The sequence below is a fragment of the Deinococcus roseus genome (assembly GCF_014646895.1).
In the GTDB taxonomy this organism is placed as follows: domain Bacteria; phylum Deinococcota; class Deinococci; order Deinococcales; family Deinococcaceae; genus Deinococcus_C; species Deinococcus_C roseus.
Map to the genome: position 1 here is coordinate 1 of NZ_BMOD01000025.1, position 18,165 is coordinate 18,165.

Below are 18,165 nucleotides of genomic sequence, written 5' to 3' on the forward strand. Positions count from 1 at the left end.
CGGTGAAGGCGCGTTCAATCAGGGTGTCTTTTTCGCGGTTGGACAGCAACCCTGCTGGGGTGCGTGAAACGGTACTGAGGATATCTGGGGGGTGAATGTCGGCCACAATTGCTCCTGAAGATTTTAGAGATTGTGTCACAAAGCCTGAAACGGTTCAAGTGCAGATCCGACTGCAAAAACCCCTCTGGCAGGTGTCCTGGACATTCCAGAAGACGAAAGGAAAAGGAGACTGGTTGCCCAGTCTCCTTCAAGTCAAGTGGTTGCCTTACCAGCGATCGTTGCGCTGGGGTCGGCTGTTGTAGTTGCTTTCGGGTGCTGATTTGGTGACGACAATGTTGGCAGCCTGGGGCCCTTTGCCGTTCTGACCTTGCTGGACGTCGAATTCAACTTCATCGCCTTCATTGAGTTTTTTAAAGCCATTGCTTTTGATGGCACTGAAGTGGGCAAACAAATCGGGGTTGCCCTGGTGTGAAATGAAGCCGAATCCTTTTTCTGCGTTGAACCATTTAACGGTGCCTGAAGCCATGTTCTACTCTCTTTTCCCTCTCAAAAACAAAAAACACCGCACTCAAAAACCTGTGCCGTGTTGATTTTGGCGTCTCTGGAAGAAATTCATTCTGACACAAAAATTCTCAAAAAGCAAGACATTATTTTTGACTGAGAGATGACATGAAAAATCCTTCCTCTCATGTGCATCTGGTACAATGGATTTTAGACATCCTTGTCTGGATTTTAAATTCATCCCTGAATTCATTTCCCTTCATGCGGTGGCTGTCCACAAACGCCCCCCTTTCCTCGATTCCTCCGGGTGGCCCTTGCAGGTCATCTCGCCTGCCCTTCGTGTCAGAAGGGAAACTTTTGATGAGAGGAACCCATGCAACTGACTGCCCCCTGGAACACCACCGAGACCCACCGCAACCTGGTGCTTGAACTGCTCAACACCTGCGATTCCGTGGGAAACAACGACATCCGCCAGGCACTGGGCTGCACCGCAGGTCACGTGCATCTGGTGATGGATGACCTGATCACCGAAGGACATGTACAGGCCGACACCCGCGGACCGATCCGGTACAGCAAACGCACCTTCACCTTCGAAGAAAGGCACGTTCGCCCGGAATGGTTTGAGCGTCTGAAACGCTGGTTTCAGGGAGGCAAAAGCGAGACCTCTTTTCTGGTGGCCCGTCAACTGGACCTGAAATGGGAAGAGGTGGAAGCCACCATGGAAGCCATGCGCCAGCAAGGATGGCTGCACGGAAGATTCGTGGGCCGCATGTGCATCTACGCCCTGGTGCCCAGAGGAACCACCTTGCAGGGCCCGGCAGGACAGCAGGAACCTCGCGTCATCAGATGACCTGGAGTCCTGCCATTCCTATGGGTGGGTAGAGGGTCCTGATTCTCCTCTGGTCTGCATTCCGCAGTGCACCGCAGCATGTTCCGTCGTGTTGCGGTGCATTTGAGCGTCTGAACGAAATCCAAATCAAGCCCCAACCGGACCAGCACCCCGGGTTTTCCCAGCCTTTCGCGGCCCACTTCTGGAGGTCCCATGAACAGCGATCTTTTGCTTCTCACCTTGCGCCGACTGCTCACCGAAATTGTCCGCCTGCGGTTCAAAGACCAGTTCGCCCGCCACCGCCAGATGCAGGTGGACCTCGCCGACAATGACATTCGCAGCAAACTGACGGACATTGAGGCTCTGGTTGTTCCACTGCTGGGTGCGCAGAACACCGAGCAGGTGATTCTGGAGGCTTTGCAAGAGGCACGAGAGCACCGAACCCAGCCCTGAGGAGGTCATGGGCTTCAGATCCGGTCAGATGCACATGTTGCCTCACCGCTGCCCATGAGCATCACCTGCACCATGACGGATCTCCATCCAAATTCCATGTGCGGCCAGCTTCCCCAGCAGTGTGCCTTGCCATGGGTTTGAACGGTTTTGTGCATCCACTTTTGGTGTTCGGGGTGGAACCAGACCTTTGAAAGGGGTGAGGGATTTCTTCAAGTCCTTGCTTATCAGGCATGCAACACCCTTTTCTGGACATCAACCACCATTTGGTTGATCAACGATCCCTCCACACAAAGAAATACCCATTGTTTTCCAGGCGTTCTGTGAGGTGATCTTTCCAGCATTCAACTTTGAAGTCATCCATGACCCATTCTCTTCCCTTCACCTGAAGCCTGCAGAGAAAACGCAAACAAAACCATCAATTTCGCAGCCAATGAATCAATGCAAGGGGTGAGCCCCTCACCTGAGGGAATGTGAGGGTGAAACATGAACCGACTGGTGCTTTCTCAAGCCAAACAGGAATTTCTGGCAGGCACAGGGTGCAGCAGTCCGGCTCAAGCCATCGAGTTTGGTTTGAGAACCCTGCAAGAGTGGACAGCGGTCCTTGACTGCTGCCAGAGGTCCTCTGAGGACCTCAAACATCAGGGGAAACCTCAAGGCAGACCCGCTGGTTCGCCAAAACGTCAGGTGTCTTGAGGTGGATTTGCAGGTCAAGTGAAGCTGTACCTCTGGGTGCAGGGATTGCCCAATATCCGCTGAAGGAGCTTGCATTTACTCCAGGAGAGCAGGACAGAGCGAATCCTTCTGGAAGGATAGGGTTCCAATCAAGAAAAAAGACTGCGCTGTCCTGGGTGGCAGCGCCAACACTTTAACCCCTTTAGGGTTCTTATCCAGGTCAGGTGCTCAGCGTGAAGCTGCTTTGCTCAGCCACTCCAGAGCTGCTTCTGCCTGATTGAGCACCGAAATGTGTCCTTCTTCAGGCCTCAACCAGAGTTCTGCTGCAGCAATGTGCCGGGTCAGCCACTGGCTGTGGGAAGCGGGCACCATGCGGTCTTCTTCACCATGCACCAGCAGCACGGGAACCTGAATTTGTGCAGGGTCAAAACCCCAGGGATTCACGTAAGCCAGATCATCGTCGATCAGGCCTTCTGGACCTGCAGCCAGTGCAGGTTCGACCACGCTGTTGATCCAGGACCAGGCACCGTTCAGGGCCTCAAAATCTGCTCCGGTGAACACCTCTGGGTCCCATTCAGGGGGAGAAGCCTGGAAGGCCTCTTTGGCCTTGCGTCCTGCCACAGAGGCTTGCAGCGACTCCGGGGAATGCATGCCTGCAAACCAGTCCAGCCCTTCTGCGCCATATGGGGCCAGTCCAGCCAGACTGACCGCAGCCTTGACCCGCTCTGGCAGCAGTGCTGCACAGGCCAGGGCGTGAGGGCCTCCGCCAGAGTGTCCCATCACTGCAAAATGCTGAATGCCCAGCTGATCTGCAATGAAAGCCACATCCTGAGCCATGGAGCCCACGGAGCGGTCTGGCACAGGCGTGGAGGTGCCATAACTGGGGCGGTCAAAGCCCACCCAGCGCACCCCCAGGCGTTTTGCTGCTTCAAACAGGGGAACAGGAGGTCTGCCCAGGTTGGGGGTGCCGTGGTGCCAGATCACGGTCAGGTTGTTCTGGTCTGCAGAGGGGGTGTCGTACACATGCAAGGTGCGACCATCGGGCAAATGCAGGTCGGTTTCGATGCCGGGTTGTCCTGGGGTGGGGGTCCAATGCAGGTTCATGGTGTGGGTCATGGGTGCGCCTTTCTGTTGCAAGTGGTTTAAAAGTGAAATGTTTGGGATTTTTAGTATTATAACATAATTAGGCATGGGGCAGTAAAGGTGAGGGCGGTCAGCCTGTTGGTCGGTCATGCTGGCCAGAAGGACAGGGGAACAGGAGATGCCCACTTGACGCCATCAAGACTCCATTGCAATGCATGACATGCTATCCTGAAGATTGAGTATGTCAGAAACAGATTTTTACCCTTATACTTTGCACAAAGCACTCAAAACTGCAGGATCACCGGTGCACCATGCACAAGTGACTCCCCATGGCGAAGTCCTGTTTGCCCAGGGCTGCCACCTCCATGTTTTCGATGTTTCAACAGAACAGCTGAAACACTCCATCACCACCAAAACAGGATTCATCCAGGGTTTTGCGGTCACCCTGGACCGGCTCGCCCTGGTGACCGCTTCAGGTGCAGTGGAGGTGTGGGACCCTCAAACAGGCAGGCAGATTCAGACCCTCCCGGTTCAGGCCTCTCGGGTGTCCTGCCGTCCCCAGGGAGACCTGCTGTTTCTGAAAACAGGACCCGCCACCCTGGCCGTCTGGGATTTTCAGAACCTCAAACCCCTGCGGGAAGTTCAGTCCAGGCTCTCAGAAGTCAACCTTTTGGAAACCAGCCTGGATGGTCTGCAAATTGCCCTGGGAGGAGAAGGCATCGAAGTGCTGGACCTCCCTGCCTGCACTTCACGCTTTGTCCTGAACGTGGAATGGGAAGTGCAGCACATGCATTTCCAGCCCGAAGGCGTGGGGTACGTTGATGCAGCCGGGTGGGAAAATGAAGAACTTGTCCGCCTGGTGTCCTCTGTGGACGGCACCCCCCACTACAGCTTCAGCCACCATCGAGATGATTTTTCATCTCTCCAACCTTACGCTTTTGTGGACTCTGAACTGCTGGTTACCTCTCCAGCACGAGGAGAATTGCAGCTTCACCACCCCCAGCAGGTTGACACCGAGCCCGAGACCTGGGAAATTGGCTCCTGGCAGATTTCCCTGCTGAAGTTTCAACAGGGTTTGCTGCTGGTGGGGGATGTGACTGGACAGGTCCAGCTGTTTGACGTGTCCAAAAAGCAGCGGATTCAGTCGTTTCGGGCGTTCGACAGCCGCGTTCTGCAGGTGGATTATTCCGCAGATGGCTCAAGGTTGTTGGCCCTGGGATATGGTGATCAGGTGGATGTGTGGGAAGCCAAGGCTGGTGAGGTTCTCTTCCAGCACACTTTTGATCGGCCCACCTGTCTTGCCAGCTTGGGTCCAGATGGAAGTGTGCTGGCGGCCCTGTGGGTCAATGAAAACGAGCTATTCCTTGAGGTTTTGAATGCGTCCACTGGAGAAGTCATTTACCAGAATGAGGAAAAGGCCACAGCATTGGCTTTCGCTGAACACCCTGCAGCATTGTTTGGTTTTGGAAGACATGTCACCTGCTGGCACCTGCCCGATTTTGACAGCACCGATGTGCTGGAACCTGCACGGGTCAGAAAGGGACAGGTCATTTCACAGGAAAACACCTTTTTTGTGGAAGGCGACCTGGGCTCCAGTGCAGGCGACATCTCTCCAGATGGCCGCCTTCTGGTGATGGGGAGAAGCACCCAGAATGGCAGGGGTGTGGTGCTTTTGTGGGACCTGCATCAACAACGTGAAATCTTCCGCATCCACCTGGACGATGGAGTGAGAAAGCTGCAGTGGAACCCCAGCACAGAACAGGTGGTGATGCACCTGCACAACAAAATGGCTTGCCTCTGGACCCTGCATGGGCAGCAACAGAGGGAGTTGCCTTTCTTGGTGGAGGCCATCACCATGCATCAGACTGGAAAATGGCTGGCCGTTTCGACCGAGAGGTGTGAAGTTCACCTGCTTGATGTTGCCACGCTGGCAGTGTTGCAAACCCTCGACGGTTTCTCCAGTCCCGTTCAACAATTGGCTTTCGATCGATCGGGAAGGCATCTGGTGACCAGCAGTGGAACTGTGGATCAGCAAAGCAGTTTCAACATCTATGGCCAGAGCCAGTGACTTGATCGTGAAGAATGCTGTCTTGTAAACCAATCTCAACCTGTCTGTCTTGATGGAAACCAGGGCCACCATGGAATGCTTCCTACTTCTCAGCCCTCGGCCCTCGGCTTCTCCCCAGCATCACCAGCGCCACCCCGCACAGCAGCACCTCCGAAATCCCCTCTGCCACCCAGATTCCAGTCAGGGAAAAGAAATGGGCAGAGAGCAGCAGCACCGGAAGTTTCACCATCACAATGCCCCCAATGGTCAGCCAGAGGGCTTTTGCAGGCAAACCCAGGGACTGAAACACTGCAGCAGCAACCATGGACACCCCGGCCACCGGGCAGGCCAGGGCCATCCAGCGCAAAGCAGAGGAGCCAGAAGCAATCACTTCGGTGTCTCTGGAGAGCAGGGAAATCAGGCTGGCTGGAACCAGCGTGCAGAGCGCACAGATCAGCAGCCCATACCCCACGGTGGTCAGGATGGACACTTTGATGGTCTGCTGCACCCTGTCCTGTTTGCGCTGCCCAAAATTGAACCCCACAATGGGCTGCATGGCCTGCACGATGCCCATTTGTGGGATGGACAGGGCCACATAAAGCCGGTTCACCACGGCAAAGATGCTCAGGGCGCTGTCTCCTCCCATGCCTTTCAAAAGGTTGTTCACCACAATGGCCAGCACACTGGCGCTGAGGTTGCGGGTCAGGGAGGGCAACCCCACCAGCAGGATTTCCTTCAACGTCTGCCAGTGGGGTCTGAAGTGCTTGCTTCTGATCTGGTAGGAGCGGTTTTTCCTGAAGAAAAAGAAATGCATCCCCATCCCTGCCGAGACCGCCTGACCGCAAACGGTGGCCAGGGCTGCTCCAGCGGCACCCAGGTGCAGCACCATGATGAACAGCCAGCACAGCACCACATTCATGGTCACCGGAACCACCCAGATCAGGGTGGCGTAACGGGCACTGCCATCTGCCCGGATGATCGCTGAAAACCCTGTGCTGGTGAGGGCCCCCAGAAAGATGATGCGTCCGTATTCGATGGCGTAAGGTGCAATCGCGTCTGTTGCCCCAAGCAGGAACACCAGGGGCCTGATGAACGTGGCCCCCAGCACCGTGAGGGTGAGGGCCGCAGTCCAGAAGATCAGGTGAGAAGCCGCAACAGCACGGGAGGCTCGCTCTGTGTCTTTTGCGCCCAGCGCTCTGGACACCACCGACGCCCCACCTGCGCCAACGGTGGTGGACACCGCACCCAGGGCAATCAACACCGGAGCAATGATGGACGCCCCGGCAGCAGCAAGCGGCCCCACGCCTTTTGAGAGGAAATACACATCGGTGATGGTGTAGATGGCATAAACCAGCAGGGCGAAGGTGGTCTGGGTGGACATCTCCAGCAGCAGCCTGCCAATGCTGGCGGTGCCCAGACGTTCCACACCAGATGGGGTTTTCATGTCAGATCAGTGCTCTTTCAGCCACTGCATGGTGTCTGCAATGAAGGTTCTGGAAAAATTGAAGATGTCGTCGGTGTCGTAATGGCGGTAATGGCATTCCACGTGCATCACCAGACCCAGGTGCAGTGAGTACAGGTGCATGCGCTGTTCTTCTGCAAAAGTGAATTCAGTTTTGCCGTAGCCGCGCATCTGCTGGGTGATGCCTTCCCCGAAGAAGGGGCGGAACTGGGCTTCCATCAAAGGTTCAGCCCACAAAGCGCGTTCAAAGTCGATGATCCCGATGATTTTGTCATCCCTGGCGAAAAAATTGGGGTTCCAGCCATCCCAGTGCACCAGACACGGAGAGGTGATGTCTTCCAGCGCAGGAAGGTGCCGGTGCAGGGTGTCACGGATCTCCTGGTAAGAGAAATCAAATTGCACATCTTTCTTTTCTGCATCTTCCAGTACAGCCTCAAAGATTTTCAGGAAAGCGTCTTTCCAGGTGGCTGCCCGCAGTTTCTCGTTCCCTTCATATCCAAAATAGGTGCCCTGAAAGGTGTTGATCTCCCGGACCACCTGCCCGGTTTGCTGCTCCAGCTCTGTCCAGGTTTCTGCCGGAAGGTGGCCTTTGAGGTGTTCGAGGGTGTCTCCAGTGATTTTCTCCATGAAGAAGTAACTGGAGTCGCACACTTCATGGCTGGGGTCGTAAAAGTGGATTTCGGGAACCGGGATCCTGGGGTTGGCTTTCACCAGACGCATGGTGTGCACTTCGGTGGTCATGATGTCTTTCTCGTACTGCATGACTTCTGCACCTGCTGGTGGGGCGATTTTCAGCACCACTTCCCGGCCATCTGCCAGCTGAATCAGGTAACCAGCGTTGAACCAGCCATCTTTGAGTTCCTGAATGGCGTTTTCGTGGTCTGCCAGTGTGGTTTCAGGGAAAGCCCTGGCGGTCATCTGGGCAATCTGCGAACGGGTTTTGAGGTTTTTGGTTTTGCTTTCCATGGGGTTTCCTCCGCAGGTGGGGACAGGTGAAAGGTGAGGGCAGGAGACAGGTTGTGCTCTGTCTGAAGGGGAGCAGGAAGATGAGGCGGAATGGAGCAGAACAGGCCGCCCGCTGCCGATTTATTGAAGCAAGGTTTAATAAATCAAAGATATTCTGAAAGCGCTTTCATGTCAAGGGGATGTTTCGTCTGGTGGTTGTTTCAACTGGGAAATGGCCAATCATCCCATTCTGGACGCATTTTGAGGGGTTTGTTGCCTCATGGGCAAAAAGGATGTGCAGCGGTAAAAGTCCAGATCCTGGGCCATGAGGAGCCCCAGGAATAAAAAGGTTTTCAGGAATCCAGCCAGAAGATCCATGAAAAAACAGGCGTCAGATGCGGCATTTTGTGCGAGTCAAAAAAGATCCTGCTGGTTTTTGATTGCGATTTCAAAAAGCCCGTGTCTTGATCAGGGCATTTCTCCCCGAAGTTTCTGCTGCTCCAGAATGTGAGCCCCATAATGGGCTGCACTGTACAGTCCACCCATTGGCCCCAGTGGGCTGACCATCACCCGGGGATGCAAATCCAGTTCGGAGAGGGCTTTCTGCAGTTCTTTCTGCAGAGGGTCGGCAGCGTGCGGTACATCCTGCAAGACCATCACTGCCGGATCCAGCACTGCAGCCACGGCTGTGAGGTGGTTGGCCAGATCCTGGTTGAACAGCTTCAGGGCTTTCAGGGCGCTGCGGTCGCCTTGCACGGCCACTGCGGCCACCTCTGCAGTGGTGCTGCCTGGGATGGCGCTGTGCAGGTGCCTGATCAGCCTGCGGGCCAGAATGTCGTGCCTGCCGCGTTTTGCAGGGTCTGCAGCATAAGAGACTTCTCCTGCTGCGCCTGTTGCGCCGTGGTACACTTTGCCGCCCAGCACCATGCCCAGCCCGATGCCGTGGCTGTAATTCAAAAACACCAGAGGGTCTTCTTTTGCAAGGCCCAGGGTGTGCCAGCTGTGCCATGCAGACAGATTGGCGTCGTTTTCCACCAGAACGGGCCAGCCCAGCCGCTCTGAGAGGTCTTTTTCCAGCGGGTATTCTTTCATGCCCAGCGGATGGCTGCTGAGGATACGGGTGCGCGGATGAACGGCCCCCAGCACGCTGATCACCGATAAATTTGCGCTGCCCTGTTCCTGCAGCCACGCTTGCAGCAACTGGACATTGTGTTCAGGGTCTTCGCTGAAACGGGAGAAGGCGGTCCCGTGTGTTCGGGTTTCGCTTCCCTCCTGAAAACCGCCCAGCAGATTGAAGCGGCCTGCCAGCACCTGGGGTGCCCCGAGGTCCAGTGCGGTGATGGTGGTGTCCAGGCGCAGGCCCACCCGTGCTGCAGGTCTTCCCCGACCTGATGGAGGCGGGGTTTCTTGCAGACGGGCCAGTTCGCAGGCGATGAGTTCATCCACGGCGGCAATCACCGAAACCACGCTCAGTCCGGTGCGCTGGGCCAGTTCCGGGCGGGTGCCGGGTGCGGTTTTGAGGGCGTGGTACACCTTTTCACGGGCAGGGATGGAATCGCTTGAGAGGGTCATGGTGCCTTTCTGATGAGATTCTAGAGGCTGGCGGGTCGCTTGACAATCCTCCCATATTTTACTAGGCTTGATTTAATAAATCCAACCTTAGAAATTCTGATCCCGAAACGTTCCCTGACCCCCAAGAGGTGCCCCATGACCCAGACCCAGTCCCCAACCGTTGAAGACCTGCTGCAACAACTCACCCTGCAAGAACAGGTTTCTTTGCTTTCTGGCGCAGATTTCTGGCGCACCTCTGCCATTGAACGCCTGGGCATCCCGCAGCTCAAGGTCAGCGATGGTCCTGCCGGAGTGCGGGGTGGGGGTCCTCTGGTGGGCGGCAAGAAAACCGCGGCTTTCCCGGTGGGCATTGCGCTGGGCAGCACCTGGAATGAAGATTTGCTGCATGAAGTCGGGCAGCACCTGGCCCGTGAAGCCACCGACAAGGGCGCAGGGGTGCTTCTCGCCCCCACCGTCAACCTTTTTCGCAGCACCCTGAACGGACGCAACTTTGAGAGCTACTCCGAAGACCCTTTCCTGACCGGAAAACTCGGGGCCGCCTACATCCGTGGTTTGCAGGAAAAAGGCGTGGCTGCCACCGTCAAGCACTTTGTGGGCAACGAATCCGAGTACCAGCGCAACACCATCTCCAGCGACATCCCTGAACGTGCCCTGCGTGAACTGTACCTGCTGCCTTTCGAGATGGCCGTCAAGGAAGGCAAAACCTGGGCGGTGATGAGCGCCTACAACAAACTGAACGGCACCTTCGCCAGCGAAAACAAACGCCTGCTCACAGACATCTTGCGCCAGGAGTGGGGGTTTGATGGCCTGGTGATGTCGGACTGGTTTGGCAGCCACAGTGCAGGAGAAAGCGTGCTGGCAGGCCTGGACCTGGAAATGCCCGGTCCGGCCCGTGCCCGCGCAGCCCTCTTGCAGGAAGCCCAGAACGATGAGGCCTTGCAGGAAGCCATCAAGACTGCTGCCCGCAATGTGCTGCGCCTCCTGGAGCGCACCGGGGTGCTGCATCAGCCCCTGGATGTGCAAGACGCCAACGAAAAAGACCAGGAGCACCAGGACACCACCGCCTTGATCCGCAGGGCTGCCGCAGAAGGCATGGTGCTCCTGAAAAACCAGGGTGATTTGCTGCCCTTCCCTGCCGGAGCAAAAGTCGCCGTGATCGGACCCAACGCAGCCAAGGGACAGGTGATGGGTGGAGGCAGCGCCCAGATGAACGCCCACCGTCAGGTCTCCCCCCTTCAGGGGCTGCAGGCCGCACTGGGTGAAAATCAGGTGTCTTACCACATCGGCTGCTACAACGACAAATTCCTGCCCGTGCACCAGGGGGGTTTTGACATTGCCTATCAGGAGCTGGGCTCAGACACCGTGCTGGTCCAGGAACACCAGCCCCTCGGGGAAATCATGTGGTTCGGGTTGCCTGAAGGGGTGCCCAGGGCTTTTCAGGCAAAAATGACCTCCACCCTCAGCATTCCCGAAGAGGGCCGCTTTGAACTCAGTCTGGCCAGCGCAGGCCTCACCCGCCTGTATGTGGATGGGGAACTGGTGGTCAACAACTGGGAAGATTACCGTCCTGGAGACACCTATTTCGGATTTGGCAGCGATGAGGCCAGAGGCGAAGCCACCCTGACTGCAGGTGAACACACCGTCCTGATCGAATACCGCACCCCGGAAGTGGCCCACGGTTTCGGGATCAGTGCCGTGCGTTTCGGGTTCCGCAAACCCCTTCCCGAAAACAGCATTGCAGAAGCCGCCCAGCTTGCTGCAAAGGCAGATTACGCGGTGGTGTGCATTGGCACCAACGGCGAATGGGAAACCGAAGGCGTGGACCGCTGGGGTTTAGACCTCCCAGGTCAACAAGATGAACTGGTGCAGGCCGTGCTGCAACAGAATCCCAACACCATCGTGCTGCTGCAAACCGGAGGCCCCGTCCTGATGCCCTGGCTGAACCAGGCTCCTGCTGTGCTGCAGGCCTGGTTTCCCGGCCAGGAAGCCGGACATGCCATTGCAGATGTGCTGCTGGGTCAGGCGGAACCCTCAGGACGCCTCCCCCAGACCTTCCCTGCTCAGCTTTCAGACGATCCCACCCACCCTGAAACCCCGGACCTGCAATACCCCGGTGAAAACGGACACGTGGAATACCAGGAAGGCCTCTACATCGGGTACCGCCATGTGGACAGGAAGGAACTCAGGCCCCTTTTCCCTTTCGGGCATGGTCTGGGTTACACCACCTTTGAACTTTCTGACCTGCAAGCAGATCCCACTGAACTGAATCCCGGAGACGCCCTCACTGTGACAGTCAAGGTGCAGAACACTGGCCAGAGACCCGGCCAGACCGTGGTGCAACTCTACGTCACAGACCAGCAAAGCACCCTGCAGCGCCCCGAAAAGGAACTCAAAGGGTTTGCCAAAGTCTCCCTGGAACCTGCAGAAAGCACCACCGTGCAACTGAAGCTGGACATGCGCTCTTTTGCCTTCTTCGATGACCAGCAGCAAGCCTGGGTGGCTGAAAAAGGCACCTTCCTCCTCAAAGCAGGCCAGAGCAGTGCCGACCTGCTCCTCTCCCTCCCTGTGCAACTCAACGCAGACTGGCTGGACAGCGTCCAGACGATCTGATTCCTCTTCCTCTTCAAAGGCCCCCGGGAAAGCTGTGTCCTCCAGCACCTCTCCGGGGGTTCTGATGTTCAGCCTCCCACGTGCACGTAAGGGCAGTGTGCCGGATCGGATTCGGCTTTGCGCAAAATTTCATTGATTATAATGTTTGCAGATGGACAGTCCCCTGCACCGCTACAAAGCCGAATTCTTCAAAACCCTGGGTCACCCCCTCAGGCTCGCCATCCTGGATGCCCTCAGAGAAGGCGAGCTGTCTGTGGGTGAATTGCAGCAACGGCTTGATGTGGACCAGAGCAGCTTGTCCCAGCACCTGGCGAAGTTGCGCACCTTCAATTTCGTGACGTCCCGCAAGGAAGGCACCCTGGTGCACTACCACGTGCATGACCAGGAGGTGTACGGTTTTCTGGATCTGGCCCGCAGCATTTATGAACGTCAGTTGCTGCAATCCAGCCAGTTGCTTCAGCAATTGCAGCAGGGTTGATCTTTGATGGTGGGCTTTGTCCCTGGCTCAATAGATTAGAAAAGTATAATATTAGAATGTGATCATTAAAGAATCAAGGTTGTACACTGTGCTGGTTTTCCTGGATGTGAATGGAACCCACACCTACAAACCCTTCACCCTACACAGCGAAAACAGCATCCAGGCCCAGGATGAAGCCCTGAAACGCATCCAGACCCAACACCCCAACGCCCACCTGAACATCACCTGCATCTGCCTGCAAGACCATCCCAACGAACACAGCGCACAGGGCTGGTTTCACACATGGACCCCTCACCTGACCCAACAACCCTGAAACGCATTGCTCCAGTCATCCATAAACCCATGACCAGACCCCAAGGGGCCTTGCTGTACCCCCACGTTGTCTCTCATGTGGGCTGTGGGTCACAGGGCGTGGTAGGCGTCCGTCAGGCATTTCATCAGGTGGGCGTGTCCTGGATGGGTGTCTGGAGATGCTTTTGGGCTACACGGAGGCAGCGCAGGCAGTGGCGTTTGTGCTGGGCGTATTCTGTGAGGGTGCACCTTTTCGTAGTGGGGGATGCCCCCGATATCCACGCCCTTTCACGACCCGAAACAGCAGCGATTCACAAGACAGCAGCACCAGACGCCGTTCTGACAGGCTCTCCTGTCGAGGATCTTCTGACATGCACAGCAGGACTGTTATGGAGGTTCACTGTACTGCACTGGGTTTCCAGCCAATTCGGACCCCACCCACCTTGCCCTTCAGGGACGCCCTCAGGCAAAGTCACCCCGGTGGGAACCCCATGGGTCAGGTCGCCTCGGGTGTGGTTGTGCCCTGTGAAGTCAGGGCAGTGCCCTTTTGGTCCTTGGGGATGCCGGTGGTTGATGCTGGTCCTGATGGGATTGACTGTCCAGGTCGAAGACACACCAGGCAAAGCTTTTGATGCTTTGCTGTTGATTCACTCATTTTTTTACATATTAGAATATTAAATATTTATAATATTTTAATATGGAGCCTGAACTGCATCAGTACAAAGCTGAATTCTTCAAAACCCTGGGGCATCCCCTGAGGCTCGCCATCCTCGACCAGCTCCGCAAAGGCAGCCAGACGGTCACCGAACTGCAAAACCAACTGCACGTCGACCAGAGCAGCCTCAGCCAGCAACTCAGCAAACTCCGACAGCAAAACTTCATCCACGCCCGCAAAGACGGCACCACCGTGCATTACCAGGTGGAAGACAGGGACATCTACACCTTCCTCGACCTCGCCAGAAGCATCTACCAGCGGCAAATCCACCGCAGCAGCCAGATCCTGCAGCACCTCCAGCAATCCATGGCATCCAGGGAAGAACCATGAACACCACCAAACGTGCTTTTCAGCATCCCCTCAATCCCCTGCCCGCCTGGAAGAAAGAATTCCAGCATTACACTCCCACCCACCTCCAGCAAGACCTGCTCGCAGGCCTCACCGTCGCCGTGGTTGCCCTGCCCCTCGCCCTGGCCTTCGGGGTCACCAGCGGAGCAGGTGCCGCAGCCGGACTCTTCACCGCCATCATCGCTGGACTGCTGGCCAGCCTGTTCGGAGGAAGCCGCTACCAGATCACTGGACCCACCGGAGCCATGACCGTGGTGCTCATCCCCGTGATTGCCCAGTACGGACTGGAAAAAGTCTTCGTGGTTGGCCTGCTCGCCGGAGCGATGGTCACCCTCATGGGCATCCTGAAACTTGGACGGGTGGTGCACCTGATTCCCTGGCCGGTGATCACTGGATTCACCAACGGCATCGCCATCATCATTTTCTTGCAGCAACTCCCCAACTTCCTCGGGCTTCCCCCCTCGCACAGCGAAAGCAACATCCTCCTCACCAGCACCCACCTGATTCAGGCTTACCTGCAGCACCCCAACTTCCTCCCCCCCCTCACGGCCCTGGTCACCATGGCCATCATGCTGTTCTGGCCCCGCATCACCAAAAAAATTCCCGGCAGCATCATCGCGCTGGTGCTGGTGACCAGCACCAGCGTGCTGCAACACCACACCCTGCCCCGCATCGGGGAGATCCCCCACGGGTTGCCCACCCCGCACCTGCCCAGCCTTCCATTTCAGGACCTCGGAACCCTGTTCAGTGCAGCGCTGGCCATTGCGGTGCTCAGCGCCCTGGAAAGCCTGCTCTCGGCCGTGGTGGCAGATGGCATGACCCTCAAAGACCGACATGACCCGGACCGGGAACTCATCGGACAGGGCATCGCCAACCTGGTCACCCCCATCTTCGGAGGCATCCCCTCCACCGGAGCCATCGCCCGCACCGCCGTGGGGGTCAAAAGTGGCGCACACACCCGACTCACCGGCATTTTCCACGCCCTGTTCCTGTTGCTCATTGTGTTGCTGCTCGGACACTATGCCGCCAGCATCCCGCTGGCGGTGCTCGCTGGCATCCTGATGGTCACCGCCTACCGCATGCTGGAATTTGAGGCCATCAAAACCCTGCTGAAAAGCACCCGCAGTGACCTCAGCACCATGCTGATCACCACGCTGGTCACGGTGATGTTTGACCTGATCCTGGCCATTGAAGTGGGATTGCTCATTGCAGGGGTGCTGTTCATCCAGCGCATGATCCAGAGCCACACCTTCGAATCCATCGACCTCACCGAAAACACCCCCCTGGACCTGGAACATGACCCGCACCTCCTGAAACGCAGGGTGCTGGCCTACCGGGTGGAAGGCCCACTGTTCTTCGGGGTGGCTGGTCGTTTCCTGGAAAACCTCACCAGCCTCAGCAGCATCGACGTTGTGATCCTGCGCATGCGGCGCGTCAAAACCCTTGATGCCAGTGCCGCACACGCCCTGGAGGCCATCTTGCATGAATTGCACGGGAGGGGCATCACCCTGATGTTCTCCGGGCTTCAAAACCAACCCCGCATCCTGCTGGTGAACATGGGCCTGTATGACGTGCTCACCAGACATGGCCACCATGATTTCACCAGCACAGACCAGGCCATCACGCACGCCTGGACGCATGTAAAACGCAACCAGGAGGCCCAATGAACCGCATGGAATTCACCCTGAGTGGGGCACCATCAAGAACCATGTGCAGGAGCTTCTGGTGCAACTGTCTGCCAGTGACCACACCCAGGCGGCAGTGAAGGCCGTGCGCAGTGGCCTGCTGTGAGAGAACAGGGCAAGCTGCAAAGCTGCTGGACTGGGGTCTGAAGCGCTACCCTCGGACAGGCTTCTGGATTTCTATCAGTTTTCTGTCAGGATTCTCAATTTGACTTCAGTCCCTCTCAGACGAAATTCAGTGCCCCATTTTAAAGTGGGTTCAGGAAAGGTATAGGGGAATCTCCCCGGGAGGTGATGCCATGTTGTTCTTGATTGGCGCCCTGATGTTGCTGCTGGCAAAATGCATCACCCCCGTCCAGAGCAGGCTGGCTGCACCCGCTTCAAGGTGGGTGCAGCAGCAGATTCGCAGCTTTTAAACTCCCACACTGAACAAAACCTCTCAAAAAACAATAAAAGTCACGCAGGGCATCCCCTGCGGTTTTCTTTTGGATGCAGTTGGAGTGTCTGGAAGAGCAAAGTCAGTGCATTGTCAGGGCCAGCCACTGCTGGCCTTTTTGTTGTTTGGGCTTCTTCAACCAGTCATGACAAAACGCACGCTAGCAGGAGACTAAATACAGGTTTTTTCTGTCTGGCACGAGACATTTCGATTTTCCGTATGCCGCTTTCAGAGTGGTCATTCTGGGTTGAAGATGTTGACAAGAAACGCCGCCTACTCATGAAACACCTGCATCCCAATGTTTAAACTGGTATCTTCCTAAGACTGGTTTCTTGTTCGATCAAAGACGGACCAGCCACCTTAGAGGTTCAAGGAGATCCCATGTTCAATCGTCTCGTATTCCTGATCGCTGCAAGCCTTCTGGCCTGCACAGCCAGTGCTGAAACCTGGACATTTAAAGGTCAGATCGTCGAATGGCCCGCAGGTAAAACCGGAGTCCTGAAAATGTATCCTGGAGCAGACCTGCGCTACATTCCCGTCGGAGCCATTTCACTGCTTGAAACCCAGATTGACAGTAAAGGCCAATTTATCCTGACCCTTCCTAAAGAGGGGATTAAAGCCACTCTGACAAAAGAATTTCTCTTGCTGGGAGACCCCAAGACCTGTCAACATCAAAGTAAATCACAGGCGGTGAGGGTGGTTCCCATGACCTTTGTGATCTTCAACAGCAAAGGCCAGAACATTGACAACCTGGAGATCAGCATTCCAGGAGACCCCCCACAGACGCTCTCCGTTTTTTATGCTTCTCAAAGCGCCAATCTTTCAGCTGTCTGTGGTGTGGATAGATCCATGGTGTTGAGTGTGCAGATTAAGACGGGCTGGAACCTTCTGATATTGAAGCAAAACAGCAGCGGAGTCATGCTGAACTCTGTCAAACAACTGCCTGAGGGCGTGATCTGGGAATCAACTCTACATTTGAAGTACCTCTGATAAGGCCAACCTGGAGCAGGAATGGCAGGCACTCTTCAACCCAGAATGACCACTCTGAAACCAGAATGACCACTCTGAAACCAGAATGACCACTCTGAAAGCGGCATACGGAAAATCGAAATGTCTCGTGGCAGACAGAAAAAACCTGTATTTAGTCTCCTGCTAGCGTGCGTTTTGTCATGACTGGTTGAAGAAGCCCATGACCAGCGGTCCCCGGCACAAACTGGCCAGATTTGCTTCCTCGCACAGCTGCAGCATGGCAGGGTTGTCTTCAAAGAGGTTTAGCTGCTGCTGGACGGCACTGCAATTCAAGCGCACACTGAAACGCTGCGCACGCTCCACATCGTCGGTGCTCCTGCTGTTCCTGCAGCAGACCGGAAAGTTGTGGGGCGTGCCAGGACCTCAGGGCTTCTTTGATGTCGTCCAGGGACATGTTGAAATCCCTGAGCAAAATGATCTGCCGGGCTTCTTCCAGCTGGCTGAGGGTTGTAGTAGTGGTACCCGCTGTGGGGGTCGGTGTGCACCGGGCGCAAGAGGCCCTGCTCGGCGTAGATCTGCAGGGCTTTGCGGGTCAGGCGGGCAATCTGTGGGAATCGGCCACTGGGAATCAGGTCACGCATCCTCTTCTCTGCTGAAAGCAGGGTAATCCTGGCCCCGGGGGCCAGCACAAGGGGTCAGGATACAGCTTCAACGCAGCAAAAGTTTACAGTTCCTCAGCATCCAGGTCGCGCAGGAGGGTGTATTGGTTCAGCAAGTGTTGCTGCACCTCAACCATCTGCAGCAACTTGAATACCAAATAGATACTTATTTCACGAACTTCAACCAACCCTACCCCCCTCACCCTTCCCTTCTTTTTCCATGTGTTTTTGACCCTCTTTTTCCCCTTCCCTTTTCCAGCTTTTTTCCCTTGCTTTTTCATTTCTTTGCTGTTGCCACAGCTTCAGCTCTGGGCAATAAGCAGCTTGCGGAATTGTGGAAGGGCTCAGCCCAGCAAGACAACAGGGAAGTTTCCCTGCTGGGCATGACCTTGTGGGTCAGGTTTCCGTTCTGC

The 18,165-nt window shown here is 56.0% G+C and carries 16 protein-coding genes; 9 read left to right on the forward strand and 7 right to left on the reverse strand.

What is annotated here, in order from left to right; translation table 11 throughout:
• Window positions 1-265: 265 nt before the first annotated feature.
• Entirely contained in the window at window positions 266-526 is a 261-nt protein-coding gene (locus IEY52_RS21510; protein ID WP_189006784.1) for a cold-shock protein, read from the reverse strand.
• 348 nt (window positions 527-874) lie between these two features.
• On the opposite strand from IEY52_RS21510, the gene IEY52_RS21515 reads away from it, so the two are divergent.
• Both IEY52_RS21515 and IEY52_RS21520 read left to right on the forward strand, forming a co-directional pair.
• Window positions 875-1,351, forward strand: coding sequence for a hypothetical protein (locus IEY52_RS21515; protein ID WP_189006787.1), 477 nt, complete (start codon window positions 875-877; stop codon window positions 1,349-1,351).
• Window positions 1,352-1,543: 192 nt separating this feature from the next.
• Complete coding sequence (locus IEY52_RS21520; protein WP_189006790.1) at window positions 1,544-1,783, forward strand: hypothetical protein; 240 nt, start codon at window positions 1,544-1,546, stop codon at window positions 1,781-1,783.
• Window positions 1,784-2,683: 900 nt separating this feature from the next.
• Here the strand turns inward: IEY52_RS21520 and IEY52_RS21525 are convergent.
• Window positions 2,684-3,571 carry an alpha/beta fold hydrolase gene (locus IEY52_RS21525; protein ID WP_229684908.1) on the reverse strand — a complete coding sequence of 296 codons (888 nt, stop codon included), beginning with the start codon at window positions 3,569-3,571 and terminating at the stop codon, window positions 2,684-2,686.
• A gap of 286 nt (window positions 3,572-3,857) precedes the next feature.
• On the opposite strand from IEY52_RS21525, the gene IEY52_RS21530 reads away from it, so the two are divergent.
• Window positions 3,858-5,606 (forward strand): WD40 repeat domain-containing protein, encoded by a 1,749-nt coding sequence (locus IEY52_RS21530; RefSeq protein ID WP_189006793.1) that lies wholly within the window; start codon window positions 3,858-3,860, stop codon window positions 5,604-5,606.
• A gap of 82 nt (window positions 5,607-5,688) precedes the next feature.
• Here IEY52_RS21530 and IEY52_RS21535 read toward each other — a convergent pair whose 3' ends face one another.
• From IEY52_RS21535 to IEY52_RS21545, 3 genes are all read right to left on the reverse strand, one after another.
• The gene (locus IEY52_RS21535) at window positions 5,689-7,029 is read right to left on the reverse strand and encodes an MATE family efflux transporter (RefSeq protein WP_189006796.1); all 1,341 of its coding nucleotides are present in this window, start codon (window positions 7,027-7,029) and stop codon (window positions 5,689-5,691) included.
• A 6-nt stretch (window positions 7,030-7,035) separates the two neighbouring features.
• Window positions 7,036-8,013, reverse strand: a complete 978-nt coding sequence (locus IEY52_RS21540; protein ID WP_189006799.1) for a phosphotransferase family protein — start codon at window positions 8,011-8,013, stop codon at window positions 7,036-7,038.
• Between the two features lie 447 nt (window positions 8,014-8,460).
• Window positions 8,461-9,564: an ROK family transcriptional regulator gene (locus tag IEY52_RS21545; RefSeq protein WP_189006802.1), complete on the reverse strand. Its 1,104-nt coding sequence runs from the start codon at window positions 9,562-9,564 to the stop codon at window positions 8,461-8,463.
• A 135-nt stretch (window positions 9,565-9,699) separates the two neighbouring features.
• Between IEY52_RS21545 and IEY52_RS21550 the strand changes: the two genes are divergently transcribed.
• The 6 genes from IEY52_RS21550 to IEY52_RS21575 all read left to right on the forward strand — a co-directional run bounded on the left by IEY52_RS21550 (window position 9,700) and on the right by IEY52_RS21575 (window position 17,114).
• Window positions 9,700-12,174, forward strand: a complete 2,475-nt coding sequence (locus IEY52_RS21550) for a beta-glucosidase (protein ID WP_189006805.1) — start codon at window positions 9,700-9,702, stop codon at window positions 12,172-12,174.
• 151 nt (window positions 12,175-12,325) lie between these two features.
• The gene (locus IEY52_RS21555; RefSeq protein ID WP_189006807.1) at window positions 12,326-12,652 is read left to right on the forward strand and encodes an ArsR/SmtB family transcription factor; all 327 of its coding nucleotides are present in this window, start codon (window positions 12,326-12,328) and stop codon (window positions 12,650-12,652) included.
• 58 nt (window positions 12,653-12,710) lie between these two features.
• Complete coding sequence (locus tag IEY52_RS21560; protein WP_189006809.1) at window positions 12,711-12,965, forward strand: hypothetical protein; 255 nt, start codon at window positions 12,711-12,713, stop codon at window positions 12,963-12,965.
• Between the two features lie 675 nt (window positions 12,966-13,640).
• Window positions 13,641-13,988: an ArsR/SmtB family transcription factor gene (locus tag IEY52_RS21565; protein WP_189006811.1), complete on the forward strand. Its 348-nt coding sequence runs from the start codon at window positions 13,641-13,643 to the stop codon at window positions 13,986-13,988.
• Window positions 13,985-15,673 (forward strand): SulP family inorganic anion transporter, encoded by a 1,689-nt coding sequence (locus IEY52_RS21570; RefSeq protein WP_189006813.1) that lies wholly within the window; start codon window positions 13,985-13,987, stop codon window positions 15,671-15,673. Before IEY52_RS21565 ends, IEY52_RS21570 begins: the two co-directional genes overlap by 4 nt.
• Before the next feature lie 832 nt (window positions 15,674-16,505).
• The gene (locus IEY52_RS21575; protein WP_189006816.1) at window positions 16,506-17,114 is read left to right on the forward strand and encodes a hypothetical protein; all 609 of its coding nucleotides are present in this window, start codon (window positions 16,506-16,508) and stop codon (window positions 17,112-17,114) included.
• A gap of 308 nt (window positions 17,115-17,422) precedes the next feature.
• Here IEY52_RS21575 and IEY52_RS21580 read toward each other — a convergent pair whose 3' ends face one another.
• A complete protein-coding gene (locus IEY52_RS21580) occupies window positions 17,423-17,734 on the reverse strand; it encodes a MerR family transcriptional regulator (protein ID WP_189006818.1) in 312 nt (103 codons plus the stop codon).
• Window positions 17,735-17,817: 83 nt separating this feature from the next.
• The gene (locus IEY52_RS21585; RefSeq protein ID WP_189006821.1) at window positions 17,818-18,033 is read right to left on the reverse strand and encodes a hypothetical protein; all 216 of its coding nucleotides are present in this window, start codon (window positions 18,031-18,033) and stop codon (window positions 17,818-17,820) included.
• Window positions 18,034-18,165: the final 132 nt, after the last annotated feature.